We start from the raw sequence: 12918 nt of genomic DNA on the forward strand, positions 1-12918 counted from the left end.
TGAGGTCAGGTTCGACCGCCGTTCTCATTGACATCCGGATCTGTTGTCGCGCGTCGAGACAAGAAGAGGAAGCTGATGTTCCGCACCCGATTCACCGAACTGTTCGGCGTTGAGCACCCCGTGGTCTGTGGTGGGATGACGGGGTTGGGCACCGCGCCGCTCATCTCTGCGGTCGCCAATGCCGGCGCGTTGGGCTTCCTTACCGCGCTCACGCAACCCACGCCGGAGGCCCTTGTCGAAGAGATACGCAGAACCCGGGAGCTGACCGACAGGACGTTCGGGGTCAATCTCACTATCCTGCCGACCATCAAGCCTGTTCCCTATGACGAGTTCCGAGCAGCGATCATTGAAGCGGGCATTACCGTCGTGGAGACCGCCGGATCGAGCCCCGCCCCGCATCTGCCGGATTTCCATGCGGCTGGAGTCAAGGTCATCCACAAGGCGACGTCAGTGCGCCACGCGCTCTCGGCGGAAAGAAAGGGCGTCGACGCCGTCAGCATCGATGGCTTTGAGTGCGCTGGCCATCCAGGCGAGGACGATGTGCCGGGCCTCGTGCTCATCCCCGCGGCGGTGCGCGAACTCTCGGTCCCAATCATCGCCAGTGGCGGCATCGCCACGGGCGAAGGACTCGCCGCCGCGCTTACCCTTGGCGCTGACGCCGTCAACATGGGGACCCGATTCATGGCGACAGACGAAGCCCCTATCCATCCCAACGTCAAGGATCAGATCGTCGCGAACACGGAGCGGGACACAATCGTGGTGTTTCGTGAGTTCAAGAACAGTGCACGGGTGGCGAAGAACTCCATATCTGAGCAAATCGCGGAGATCGGCAGCCGGCCAGGTGCAAGTTTCATTGATGTCGCAGCTCTCGCCTCAGGTGTCCGTGGCAGGTCCCAAGTGCTGGATCAGGGGGAGATGGAGGGCGGCATGTGGTGGGCTGGCCAGACGCAGGGGCTCATTCACGAAGTCGCCTCCGTGAATGCGGTCGTCTCGACGATCATCGCCGATGCTGCGGCGGCTGTCGGCCGGGTGTCGAACCTCCTCGGGCGGCGCTCGACCCAGGGGAGCCTGAGCCTGTCATGAATGTCGCCGGCAAGGTCGCCGTCATCACGGGCGCTGGCAGGGGTATCGGGGCCGCCCTTGCCGCCGGGCTCGCTGAGCATGGTGCTCGTGTCGTGGTTGCGGATCTCGATCCCGAAACCACCGGCCAGGTCGCCGCAGCGGTGGGCGGAGTCGCCGTGGTTGGGGATGCGTCCCAGACCTCAGTGCTGGAAGAGATGGTTGCTGTCGCCGAGAGCAACTTCGGGCCGGTGGACCTCTTCTTCGCCAACGCCGGGATCGCAGGGGAGGCCGGCATCGGCGAGAGTGACGACGAGTGGCGGCGCATCCTTGACATCTGGCCCGGCTCATCAGAACCCTGTCTACCCCGAGGCGGGCGCTGGTGCGACGGCGCGCCCTGCCTGGGCGGTCGCCGACGATCGCGCCCTGTAGGGCAAACTAGAGGCACTGACCTGCAGGAAGCCAGGGATGCGACCTGGCCGCTGCGAAAAGGAGAAGGACTTCGGTGACCGAAGACACTGTTCGCAAGGCGCCGGTGACGGGTCGCGGGATCCGTACGCGCCAAGCCCTGGTTGCCGCTGCACGCGTCGTCTTCGAGCGCGACGGCTATCTCGACGCCCGGCTGACCGACATCACCTCCGAGGCCAAGTGCTCCACCGGCACCTTTTACACCTACTTCAACGACAAAGAAGAGATCTTCGCTGCCGTCATGGAGGAGACGAAGAACGAGATGCTCCATCCGGGGATGGAGCACGTCGATGGGGTCGATGATCCGGCCGCGATCATCGAGGCGAGCAATCGTGCCTATCTCGAGAGTTACCGTCGCAATGCGAACCTTATGAGGCTGCTCGAGCAGGTCGCGAACATCGATCCCAAAGTGCGGGAACTGCGACACGTCCGCGCCTGGGGGTTCGTCGAACGCAACGCCCGCGGGATTCAAGACCTCCAGGAACGAGGCCTCGCCGATCCCGACGTCGACCCCGTGTTGGCCTCTCGTGCGCTTTCGAGCATGATCAGCCGATTCGCGTTCGCTGCCTTCGTGCTCAACGACGGCGGCGACTTCGACGAACTCGTATACACGGCGACCCGGCTGTGGTGCAACGCGTTGCGTATCGAACACAATCTCACCAAGCCGTGAGTCATCGACGACTGACAACTGCCTGACGCGGGAGTCCTGAGCACCGCTCGGTGTCGTCTCAGCGACTGCTCTCGCATGGAACGCACGGTTGTGGCGGCCCGCCGCTCTTCTGGCTGCATGCACAGCCGGGGGCGCGTTTGCGCGGCCTCGCGAACCCCGAGGTCGTCGCGCGCACGCGTCGTCGCCTCCCCGCGTGGTGAGTCAATTGGCACCGCTCGCGCAAGTCAGGGATGTGCTATTCTCTTAATATGAGGATGAGTTCAAGTTCAGATTTGAATCCTTGCTCTCTCGCAAGCCACGGGTCGACGGTCTCGCCGGAGCGGTCTTCGCGATGTGTGCGGGAGCTGGCTGGTGGCTGACGAGGGTCGCCGCGCTGTCAGCGGCGAGGTTCTCACCGGGATCACCGACGGCGTTGGCACCATCACGCTCAATCGTCCCGACCGCCGCAATGCACTCTCGGGCGGGATGATCGAAGCGCTCGCCGCGGCGATGGCCGAGATGGAGGCATCGCGCGAGGTGGGGGCGATCGTCATCACAGGCGCAGGCCGGGCATTCTGCTCCGGCGGGGACGTCCAGGACTTTTACGAGCAGGGTGGTGAAGGGGCCGGCTCCGCCGAGGTCGACCTGGCAGCCGTCGAGAGGCAGCGTCGCCACCAAGAGGAGACGGTCGGCCGAATCTACCGATGCCGGAAGCCTGTGCTCGCCTCCATCCCTGGGGCAGCGGCCGGTGCCGGCATCGGCCTCGCACTCGCCGCGGACCTGCGCATCGGTTCGCCGCGGACGGTGTTCGCGACCGCCTTCGAAGCCGTCGGCCTGGCCGGCGACTTCGGCGTCGCGTGGCTGCTCGAGCGATTGGTCGGCCCCGCCAAGGCGCGCGAGCTTATGTTCCTCAACCCGCGAATCCGAGGAGAGGAATGCCTGGCCCTCGGCCTGGTCAATTGGATCGTCTCCGAGGCGGACCTCGAGCAGCGCACCCACGAGATCGCTGCGCAACTGGCCAACGGGCCCTCCCATGCGCTCGATGGGATGAAACAGAACCTACTGCGGGCGCCGCACGAGGATCTGACCGCCTCGATGTCGACTGAGGTCTTACTCCACAAGGCGACCGGCCTGACCGACGACCATGTGGTGGCGGTGGCGGCGTTCGTCGCCAAGGAGAAGCCCAGGTTCGCGTCGGGTTGGCATGCCGAGGACCCGTGACGGGTCAGCGACAGGTGGCTGCCATCGGGGCGCGTCGGGTTCGCCGCTCAGTTCGACCCGCGACTCCGACGTGTGCACGACGAGCCAAGACATCACAACTACCCCAATGATGAGACGAGGAACTGACATGGACTTCAAGTTTTCGGACCGCTGCAAGGAGTATCAGGAGAAGCTGCTCACCTTCATGGACGAGCACATCTACCCTTCTGAAGGGATCTACGCCGCACAGATGGCGGAGTCCGGCAATCCCAACTTCCATCCTCCGGTCCTCGAGGAGCTCAAGACCGAGGCGCGTAAGCGCGGCCTGTGGAACCTCTTCCACCCTCACGAGGACTCGGCATGGGGATCACCGGGCTTTAGCAACCTCGATTACGCACCGCTCGCCGAGATCATGGGCCGCAGCCCACTGCTTGCGCCTGAGGCGACCAACTGCAACGCGCCGGACACCGGCAACATGGAGGTCCTCCAGCTCTTCGGCACCGATGAGCACAAGGAGAAGTGGCTCAAGCCACTCCTCGCTGGCGAGATCGCCTCGGCCTTCTGTATGACCGAGCCCGATGTGGCGAGCTCGGACGCCACCAATGTCGAACTCTCGATGGTGCGCGACGGAGACGAGTACGTCCTCAACGGGCGCAAGTGGTTCGCCTCGAACGCGCTCCACGCTAATTGCAAGGTCCTCATCGTCATGGGCAAGACCGACGTCGAGGCGGAGGTGCACCGGCAGCAGTCGATGATGGTCGTCCCGGTTGACACGCCGGGGGTCACGATCCTCCGCGGGCTGCCGGTCTTCGGCTACCTGGATCGTGAGGGACATGCCGAGATCCTCTTCGAGGACGTCCGGGTCCCTGTCACCGCTCTGCTGGCGGGCGAGGGTGACGGCTTCATGATCGGTCAGGCGCGCCTCGGTCCCGGACGGATTCACCACTGCATGCGCTCCATCGGCATGGCCGAGCGCGCGCTGGACCTGATGATCCAGCGCGCCCAGACCCGAGTGACCTTCGGTGAGCCAATCGCCAACCGCTCGAACATCCAGGACTGGATCGCTGAGGCTCGGATCGAGATCGAGATGGTCCGCCTTCTGACCCTCAAGACGGCATGGCTCATGGACACTGTGGGCAACCGGAAGGCACGTACCGAGATCGCCGCGATCAAGGTCGCCGGTCCCCAGATGGCGCTGAAGATCATCGACCGCGCTATCCAGGTCCACGGCGGCGGCGGGGTGACTGACGACTTCCCGCTGGCCAGCTTCTGGGCCCATCAGCGGACGCTCCGGCTAGCGGACGGCCCCGACGAGGTGCACAAGCGGACCATCGCCCGGGTCGAGCTCAGGCGGATGCGAGACGTGCTCGCTGCAAGCTGAGCACGTCGTGGACGGCGCCGCTGCGCTGTGGACCATCGCAGTAGAGGAGGGAACGGGAATGGGATTGGATGAATGGCTGGTATCGACAAGCACGGAGCTGGTATTCCCTCTCGACCGACACCTCGCTCACCTTGGTCCACGGGGTCTACCCGTCCGCAACGTCATCCTCGACCCAGTCACCGCTGGAGTACGTGCCACGCTCGACTGGGAGCTGTCGACCATGGGTGATCCCTTGGCCGATCTGGGCTCCACGCTGGCGTACTGGCCGGAGCCGTCAGACCCACCCAGCGGCCTGTTCGAGGCATCCAAGCTAGAGGGATTCGTGTCCAGACGGAAGATCGCCGAGACCTACGCAGCCGAGTACGGTCGCGAGCTCGGCGCATTGACCTTTTGGGAGGTACTGGGGATGTGGAAGATCGCGATCATCGCTGAGGGAGTACGCCGGCGAGCACTGGATGAGCTCGCCAACGAGGCCGAGGACGGCGCCCCGACTGTTGAGCTGATCGACGCCATGGTTGCGAGGGCTCTGCTGCGCGCCGGCATCACGTGACCGCCGAAACGGCCACCGGCGAACCTGCGCGTCCGAGTGGATCTGGTGCGATCGTCTTGGTCCTGGCTCTCTGCGGCACGGCGGTGTCGCTGATGCAGACGGTCGTCGTCCCGCTGTTGCCGGACTTCCCCAGGCTGCTGGGCACGAGCGCTGACAACGCCTCCTGGCTGGTGACGGTCACGCTTCTCACCAGTGCGGTCGCTACGCCGATCCTGTCCCGCCTTGCCGACATGCATGGCAAGCGTCGGATGATCGTGGTCTCACTGGTCACTCTGCTCTGCGGCTCGTTGCTCGGTGCTACCAGTGATTCGCTCGCGCTACTCATCGTCGCGCGGCTTCTTCAGGGGTTCGCTCCGGCGCTGATCCCGATCGGCATCTCCACGATGCGCGATGAGTTGCCCCCGGACAAGATCGGCGGTGCAGTCGCACTGATGAGTGCGACTCTAGGCATCGGCGGCGCGGTCGGGCTGCCGCTCTCGGGCGTGATCTACGAAGCGTTTGGCTGGCAGGCGGTGTTTTGGGCCAGCGTGGTCATGTCTGTGGGCATGCTTGCCTTGGTCCTCTTCGTGGTGCCCGAGTCAGGGGTGAGCAAGCCTGGGCGTTTCGACTGGCTGGGAGCGGTCCTGATCTCCATTGCGTTGACGGCCCTGTTGCTCGGCATCTCCAAGAGTGGCACCTGGGGCTGGACGTCGCAGTGGACCTTGCTGTCCTTCACGGTGGCAGCGCTGTCCTTTGCCCTCTGGGCTCCGTGGGAACTGCGCACCGGCGAGCCGCTCGTGGACCTGCGCACCTCAGCTCGTCGCCCCGTGCTGCTCACCAACGTCGCCTCGCTGGTGGCCGGTTTCGTCATGTTCAACTATTTGCTGGTCGCCACCCAGCAGATGCAGATCCCGGTCGAGACCGGCGTCGGGTTCGGCCTCGGGGTGACCGAGGCAGGGATGGCGATGTTGCCTGGCGGTGTGTTGATGGTCCTGATGGCGCCGGTGTCCTCATACATCACTCGACGGTTCGGGGCACGCATCACTCTGACCGGGGGCCTGGCCGTCACGGGCCTCGGATACGTCGTCCGCGTGCTGCTCGATGGTTCCCTCATCGAGCTCATGGTCGGCATTTCGATCGTCCCGGTCGGGATCGCGATGAGCTTTGCGGCGATGCCTGTGATCATCATGCAGTCGGTGCCGATCGATGAGACGGCCGCGGCCAACGGGCTCAACACGGTGGTCCGCTCGATCGGTACATCCACGTGTTCGGCGACGATCGCCGCGGTGCTGACGGTTGGGGCGGTCGGCGGCGGCAGTTACCCCTCCGAATCGGCGTTGCATGCGATGAGCTGGCTCGCTGCAATTGCCGCATTCTTCGGTGCCGCTGTCGGGTTCCTCATCCCGGCTCGGACCGTGGCCGTCGTGGCGGCTCGGGCCGCCGGACCTGACCAAGGACCGCTGGTCGCGCGCGGTGATGCGGTGCGGTCTGCTGACGTCGGCGCAGAGGTTGTCGCACGCGGCCGGACGCAGCGCGCAGACGGCGTCCGGCGCGACTAGCGGTCGCCCCGTGGTCGACGGTAGGGGCCGACAGGGGACACCCTTGACGGACCAGTGGTCACGTTGCGCCGTGGAGCGTCGCTTGGATGATCCGTTCTACGGAAACGTTCGCGGCTTCGTCGGCCAAGACCTTTCGACCCTGATCGATGATCACTATGTCGTCCGCAATCCCGTTGAGAACCGCCTCGACCTGCTGCTCGACGAGCACGATCGCATATCCCTCTGCGCGAAGATCACGGACGATATCGAAGACCTCGTCGACGACGATCGGCGCGAGACCGGAGGACGGCTCGTCGAGGCATAGAACAGAGGGGCGGGACGACAGCGCCTGAGCGATCGTCAGCATCTGTTGCTGTCCACCGCTGAGCGATCCCGCCAAGGCGTCGGGCCGCTGACCCAGTGCGGGGAAGCGGTCGAACATCTCCGCCATGATGGCTTTGCTTTCCGTGGCCTTCGACCGACCGCTGAACTGGCCGAGCATCAGATTCGCCCGGACGGTCATGGCGCGGAAGATGCGCTTGCCCTCCGGGACCAGTGTCAACCCGTGTGATACGCGCTCGTGCGCGGGAAGTCGAGTGACGTCGGTCCCGGACAGGGTGATCGTCCCGGCTCGGACAGGCAGCAGGCCGGCGACCGCGTTGAGGAACGTCGACTTGCCCGCTCCGTTTCGGCCGACCAAGGCGGTGACCCGACCGGGCTTTGCTTGCAACGACATGTCCCACACGGCGATCATGTCGCCATATCCGGCTCGGAGGCCGTCGACAGTCATCAGGGCTTCAGACATGGTCACTCTCATCTGCTAGAGGCGCTCCGGCCGACTCGGCGGGAACGGAGACCGTCCGGTTCCCCAGGTACGACGCGATGACCTCGGGATCGTTGCGGATCTCGTCGGGAGTGCCCGACGAGATGACTTTGCCCAGACCCATGACGTGGACGGCGTCGGCGAAACCGAGGACGAATGGCACGTTGTGCTCCACCAGTACGACCGTCGCTCCGGCATCGCGGAAGCGGATCAGGAGCTCGGCGAGGTCTCGCAGGCCGGCGTCATCGAGACCTGCCGCAGGCTCGTCGAGCAGCACGACGCTCGGCTGTCCGGCGAACGCCCTCACGACCTCGAGCAGCCGACGGGTTCCGAGCGGTAACGACCGCGCCTCCTGATAGGCGTGGGGGAGGAGGCCCGCGAACGCGAGAGCCGCGAGTGCCTCCTGGGTGTCGGTGCGCCGTATCCGCCTGAAGCTCGGCAGTCGAAGCAGCGTCGCCAGGGGCCCAGCCCTGCGCATGTGAAGCCGTCCCGTCCTCACGACCTCGAGGGCCGTCAGCTCGTCCGGGATGAGCGGGGTCTGGAACGTTCGGCCGATGCCGATTCGAGCGGCGCGGTGCGGGCGCAGGCCCTGGATCTCCGCGTCCCCGACGAGGATTCTTCCGCTGTCGGCGCGCACGAAGCAGGACACGGTGTTGAGCAAGGTGGACTTGCCGGCGCCGTTGGCGCCCAGGATCGCGGTGATCTGACCTGGCTCTGCCGACAGGTGAACCCCTTGCAATGCGCGAAGGCCGCCGAATGCCTTGGCGACGTCCTCGACGACCAGACGCTCGCCGGGAGTGCTCGTGGCCTCGTGATGCTCGTCCAGAGTCTCCCCGGGCTGTGTGAGCGCGGCGGGGAGCCACCGCAGGACACGGGTCATGACAGACCGGCCGAGGCCGGCGAGTCCCGCCCTCGCGACGACTCCCACCACGACGAGGAAGAGGCCGTAGATGAGGAGAGAGTACTCCTGAGCCGCCGACGCCTGGAGGGGGCCGAAGATCAGCAGGGACGACCCGATGACAGCACCGTAGATGCTCCGGGATCCGCCGACCACGGACGCAGCGAGGATCGCGATGGCGCTCGACAGCAGGAAGGTCTCGGGGTAGACGAAGCCGGACAGGTACGCCCACAGGACGCCGGCCACGCCGGCGGGGAGTCCGCCGACGACGTACGCGAAGATCCGCAGGCGATATACCGACAAGCCGAGCGACTCGGCCAGCAATGGGCTCTCGCGCAGGACGCTGAGCGCCTCACCGTGGTGGGACAGCACCAGGTTCCTGATGCAGACCGTCCCCACGAAGCACGTCGCGATGACGAAGATGAAGAAGCCTCTGTCGTCGAGCGGCTTGCCGAGCACGGTCGGGAAGATGATCCCGGACAGGCCGGTCTGTCCACCGGTGTACTCATCGAATATCGCGATGAGATCGGGGAGTACGAGAACGAGGAAGAACGACGTGAGCGCCAAGGTGTAGTGACTCAGTCGCAGTCCCGGTATACCCGACACGAGTCCGACGAGCGCCCCGGCCAGGATCGCCACCGCGCTGGCCAACAGCAGGTCCGTATGACCGTGTGTGTGCAGGATGGCTGCGGTGTAGGCGCCGGCCGCGAAGATCGCCACCTGACCGAAGGCGAGCTCACCTCCGAAGCCGAAGCTGAGGTTGAGTCCGAGGACGATCAACGTGTAGATCGCCACAAGCAGGATCTGCTGTTGATCCTGAACTGGGAAGATGCTGGGGCCGAGCAGCATGAACATAAGAGCGATGATCGGGGGGATGATCCACCCGTGCTTGAGAGCGGGTCGTGCAACGACCGCCGGGCTGGTTGATTCAGACACTTCGCAGACTCCTCGCGCCGAGAATTCCCGTCGGCCGCAGCAGCAGCATGATCAACAGGAAGGCCAACAGAATGATGAGCGGCAGGTCGTTGCCGAATTGATAGGTCGTCGCGAGCTGCAGAAGCCCGGTGGTGAAACCGCCGAGGATGCATCCGACATAGCTTCCGAATCCTCCGATGGCGAGGGCGGCGAAGGCTAGGACGATCAGGCTGTTGCCCATGCTGTGGACGATGCCGATCTTGGCCCCCACGAGCGGCCCGAGCGCACCGGCGAGTGCTCCTGCGGCGATGAAGGCGCCGGTGGTCACGCGTTCGACGTTGATGCCACGAAGGCGGGCAACGTCGCTGTCCATGGTCGCCGCGGAGCCGGCGAGGCCCCACCTCGTCCGCTGGATCATGACGAGCAGGACCGTGAGGCAGACGGCGAGTGCGATGAGAACCAGGTCGACTGGAAGCACGCGTCCACCCAGGAGGTCGATGGCTTGCCCGGACTCCATGAACGTGAACTTGTAGGGGTCGGTGCTCCAGAAGACGATCACGATTCCCTCTAGCACGACCGCGAAACCGATCGTCGTGACCAGGACCGCGTGCCCTCGGCTGCCACCCAGGGTACGGATCGCCAGGCGTTCCTCGAGATATCCGATGAGTCCGCCGATGACGGCGCACCCGGGCAGGACGAGGGGCAACGGCACACCCCAACCGTCCTGCAGTGCATAACCCACGAAGGCGCCCACCATGAGGAAGTGGGGCTGGGCGAAGTTGAAGATTCCGGTGTTCGAATAGGTGATGTTCAGACATAGCGCCACGAGGGCGTAGACAGCCCCCAGCGATAGCCCGGCCCAGACGATGGTCATGCTGACTCCGATGAAAGGTCTCGTGAATGCGGAAGGCGTCGCATGGCCGGCACCGGGACGTGCCCGGTGCCGGCCATGCGTCAACTGCCCTCGGGCAGGAAGAGGCCCGAGGTCGGGTCGTAGCCCGGGTAGCCAAGCTTCGCGACCGCGAAGTCCTTCTCGGGGTCCCAGACGGGCTGGTGACGATCGGCGGAGAAGCCGGGGTTGGTGGTGAGGAACCAGCCCGGGATGTCCTCAGCGGTCTCGAACGACTCGATGGCCTTGGCAACCTTCGTGCTGTCGAGGGAGCCGGCCTCCTCGGCGCCGGCTCGCAGCGCGAGGACAGCGCTGTAGTTGAGTGCGGACACGAACAGCGGGTAGTTCTTCGTCGCGGACTCTGCGTCGACAGCCGTCTGGAACGTCTTGAAGTCGTCGGTCTGCTGCAGGTCGGACCCCCTGACGCTGATCGCGGCCGATTGGACGAAGTTGCCGCGGATCTGCTCCTCGGTGCCCTTCTCGATGCCGTTCGCGGCGTTGGTCTGCCCAAAGTACGTCTCGACGTCCCAGCCGAGCTTGCTCTTGCTGTTCAGGACGACGCCCAGGGTGGCAGGGCTCGTGAGGCCCTCGGCGATGAGAGCTCCAGGGTTGTCGCGCTTGAGCCGCGAGAGCTCCGAGGTGGCGTCCACGGCCTCGGCGTCGATCTTCTCGAACGCGATCTCGACCCCGTACTCCTTCGCCTGGCGAGCCATCGCGTCGGCAGCGATGGTGCCGGACTCCTCGGCCGAGACGATCGCTCCGACCTTCGTGACGCCCTGCTCGCTGAGGCGCTTGATGATGGGTTCTTCGTAGTCGTCGGCCGGCGCCAGCAAGCCGAAGCCGTACGGGAACTTCTTCGGGTCGTTCGCCAACGGAGAGCCCGAGTTGGTCATGGACAGCACCTTCTTCTGGGTCAGCAGCGGCATGAGCGGTACCGCGACGCGGCTGGTCGCTCCAGGGAGGACCAGGTCCGGCGGGTTGTCGGAGTTGAGGGCCTCCCGCAGGACCTGCTGGGCTGTCACCGGGTCAAAGCGATCGTCCTCGAACGTCACCTTGACGTCGCGATCAAGGATGCCGCCCTCCTTGTTGACGACCTTGACGGCCGCCTCGACGGCGTCCTTGGTGGTCTGTCCCAAGGTCGCTGCCGGTCCGCTCAACGGAGTGAGGACGAGGATGTCCACCGTGTCATCGCCGTTCGAGCCGGTTGACGCGCCACCGCATCCGGCGAGGACGAGGCTGCTGGCAACAGCGAAAACGACAAGCGCCGTGAAGCGCCTTCTCTTGGGCATGGGTGGCTCCTCCAATAGGTGGCTCGCTGAAAGACTCTTCGACGGAGCAGGCCTCGCGAGGCCAGGCCCCGAAGATGGGTTCGACGTGCAGTCCGCGCACCTGAGAGAGGCGGCCCGACTTAATTGAGACTGACGTCAGGTTCAGTTGTACAGTGATCGCCGTCACACTGTCAAGGAATCTGCAAATGCCTGACTCGCTGCCGTGTCGGAGTCGTGCTGAGCGTTGCTGGAGGCCCCTTGGGTTGAGGGTCGGCATCGCGGGGGTGGCGTCGCTCGAGTGAATCTATTGACTTCGCGCGAGGACAAGCCTCAGCAGCTGGGTGATCGCCAACGCGAACGAAGTCGTTCCGAGGGGGTGACCCGAGGTGCAATCAAGTGATGTGACGCTGGGGCTGGCGCTGGACTTTGCCCCGCCGACAGGGAAGAGCATCCGGGACGTGGCAGAGGGGCATCAGCCTGTCGTCGGCTTGGCCGAGTCGTCAGGATTCGACTCGTTGTGGGCGGGGGGTGTACTCGCAACGGTCTGACGCATGGGCCGCGCCGTCGGCTCTGAGCGTCCTGTCGTGGCTGGCGGCGCGGACGACGAGGGTCCGCCTGGGAACCGGGGTCCTGCTGGCGCCGGCGTGGCACCCGCTGCGGTTGGCGTACGAAGCGGCTGCGGTGGATCAGCTCAGCGGAGGTCGCTTGGTCGTGGGTGTCGGAGCCGGAACGCCTGCGTTGTCGGGCTGGTTCTCCAACGAGGCTCCGACGGGCCGGATCATGGACGAGCTCCACGACGCGGTGACCTCTGGTCGGCGGATTGGCGGAGGCGGCTGCGCGGCGCGCAGCTGCGCACGACGGCTGGTACGTCGCGACCAACCACCTGCTGAGCGCGCATCTTCGGCCAGCCATCGACAGGTATCGCCCGCTCGGGGATGTCTGTGAGGATCCACGGCCAGAAGTGGTCGCTGTGAATCGGATGGCGTACGTGGCGCCGTCGGCTGAGGTCGCGCAGCGGGAGGGCAGATGCTACGCCCGACAGCTGATGAGCCGGTACGCGGATTACGGTGCCCTCGTGGGCCCGGACAATAAGTCCGCCGCCATGGAATCGGGGGACATCGACCGGCTCGTCGACGAGCTGGCGATCATCGGCTCACCCGACCAGGTGCAAGAAAGCTCGAGGTGTATCGGGCGGCTGGCGTGACACATGTTCAGCTGAGGGTCGCCTTCAGCCAGATCCCCGTCGACGTCGTCATGCGCAGTGTCGAACTACTCGCAATTCTGCTACCCCAGGCTGCGCG

At 65.3% G+C, this 12918-nt stretch carries 13 protein-coding genes; 9 read left to right on the plus strand and 4 right to left on the minus strand.

From position 1 onward, the window contains the following. Positions 1 to 75 precede the first annotated feature (75 nt). From ABZZ22_RS05620 to ABZZ22_RS05650, 7 genes are all read left to right on the plus strand, one after another. A complete protein-coding gene (locus ABZZ22_RS05620) occupies positions 76 to 1083 on the plus strand; it encodes a nitronate monooxygenase (protein ID WP_354927660.1) in 1008 nt (335 codons plus the stop codon). Continuing rightward, complete coding sequence (locus tag ABZZ22_RS05625; protein ID WP_354927662.1) at positions 1080 to 1568, plus strand: SDR family NAD(P)-dependent oxidoreductase; 489 nt, start codon at positions 1080 to 1082, stop codon at positions 1566 to 1568. The genes ABZZ22_RS05620 and ABZZ22_RS05625 overlap by 4 nt, the downstream gene beginning before the upstream one ends. Next, entirely contained in the window at positions 1565 to 2197 is a 633-nt protein-coding gene (locus ABZZ22_RS05630) for a TetR/AcrR family transcriptional regulator (protein WP_354927664.1), read from the plus strand. Before ABZZ22_RS05625 ends, ABZZ22_RS05630 begins: the two co-directional genes overlap by 4 nt. A 351-nt stretch (positions 2198 to 2548) precedes the next feature. After that, positions 2549 to 3397 (plus strand): enoyl-CoA hydratase-related protein, encoded by an 849-nt coding sequence (locus tag ABZZ22_RS05635; RefSeq protein ID WP_354927666.1) that lies wholly within the window; start codon positions 2549 to 2551, stop codon positions 3395 to 3397. Between the two features lie 127 nt (positions 3398 to 3524). Then, positions 3525 to 4757 (plus strand): acyl-CoA dehydrogenase family protein, encoded by a 1233-nt coding sequence (locus tag ABZZ22_RS05640; RefSeq protein ID WP_354927668.1) that lies wholly within the window; start codon positions 3525 to 3527, stop codon positions 4755 to 4757. Positions 4758 to 4815: 58 nt separating this feature from the next. After that, positions 4816 to 5307, plus strand: coding sequence for a phosphotransferase (locus ABZZ22_RS05645; RefSeq protein WP_354927745.1), 492 nt, complete (start codon positions 4816 to 4818; stop codon positions 5305 to 5307). Further along, entirely contained in the window at positions 5304 to 6845 is a 1542-nt protein-coding gene (locus ABZZ22_RS05650; RefSeq protein ID WP_354927670.1) for an MFS transporter, read from the plus strand. Before ABZZ22_RS05645 ends, ABZZ22_RS05650 begins: the two co-directional genes overlap by 4 nt. 58 nt (positions 6846 to 6903) lie before the next feature. On the opposite strand, the gene ABZZ22_RS05655 is transcribed toward ABZZ22_RS05650, so the two are convergent. From ABZZ22_RS05655 to ABZZ22_RS05670, 4 genes are all read right to left on the minus strand, one after another. Next, entirely contained in the window at positions 6904 to 7578 is a 675-nt protein-coding gene (locus tag ABZZ22_RS05655) for an ABC transporter ATP-binding protein (protein WP_354927672.1), read from the minus strand. Positions 7579 to 7621: 43 nt separating this feature from the next. Continuing rightward, positions 7622 to 9481, minus strand: coding sequence for an ATP-binding cassette domain-containing protein (locus ABZZ22_RS05660; protein WP_354927674.1), 1860 nt, complete (start codon positions 9479 to 9481; stop codon positions 7622 to 7624). Continuing rightward, the gene (locus ABZZ22_RS05665; RefSeq protein WP_354927676.1) at positions 9474 to 10334 is read right to left on the minus strand and encodes a branched-chain amino acid ABC transporter permease; all 861 of its coding nucleotides are present in this window, start codon (positions 10332 to 10334) and stop codon (positions 9474 to 9476) included. Before ABZZ22_RS05665 ends, ABZZ22_RS05660 begins: the two co-directional genes overlap by 8 nt. A gap of 80 nt (positions 10335 to 10414) precedes the next feature. After that, positions 10415 to 11638, minus strand: coding sequence for an ABC transporter substrate-binding protein (locus ABZZ22_RS05670; protein ID WP_354927678.1), 1224 nt, complete (start codon positions 11636 to 11638; stop codon positions 10415 to 10417). A 507-nt stretch (positions 11639 to 12145) separates the two neighbouring features. Here ABZZ22_RS05670 and ABZZ22_RS05675 point away from each other — a divergent pair. Both ABZZ22_RS05675 and ABZZ22_RS05680 read left to right on the plus strand, forming a co-directional pair. After that, positions 12146 to 12562 (plus strand): LLM class flavin-dependent oxidoreductase, encoded by a 417-nt coding sequence (locus ABZZ22_RS05675; RefSeq protein WP_354927680.1) that lies wholly within the window; start codon positions 12146 to 12148, stop codon positions 12560 to 12562. A gap of 130 nt (positions 12563 to 12692) precedes the next feature. After that, entirely contained in the window at positions 12693 to 12821 is a 129-nt protein-coding gene (locus tag ABZZ22_RS05680) for a hypothetical protein (RefSeq protein ID WP_354927682.1), read from the plus strand. The last annotated feature ends 97 nt before the right edge of the window (positions 12822 to 12918 follow it).

The sequence above is a fragment of the Nocardioides sp. NPDC006273 genome, from assembly GCF_040613495.1.
Classification (GTDB): Bacteria; Actinomycetota; Actinomycetes; order Propionibacteriales; family Nocardioidaceae; genus Nocardioides.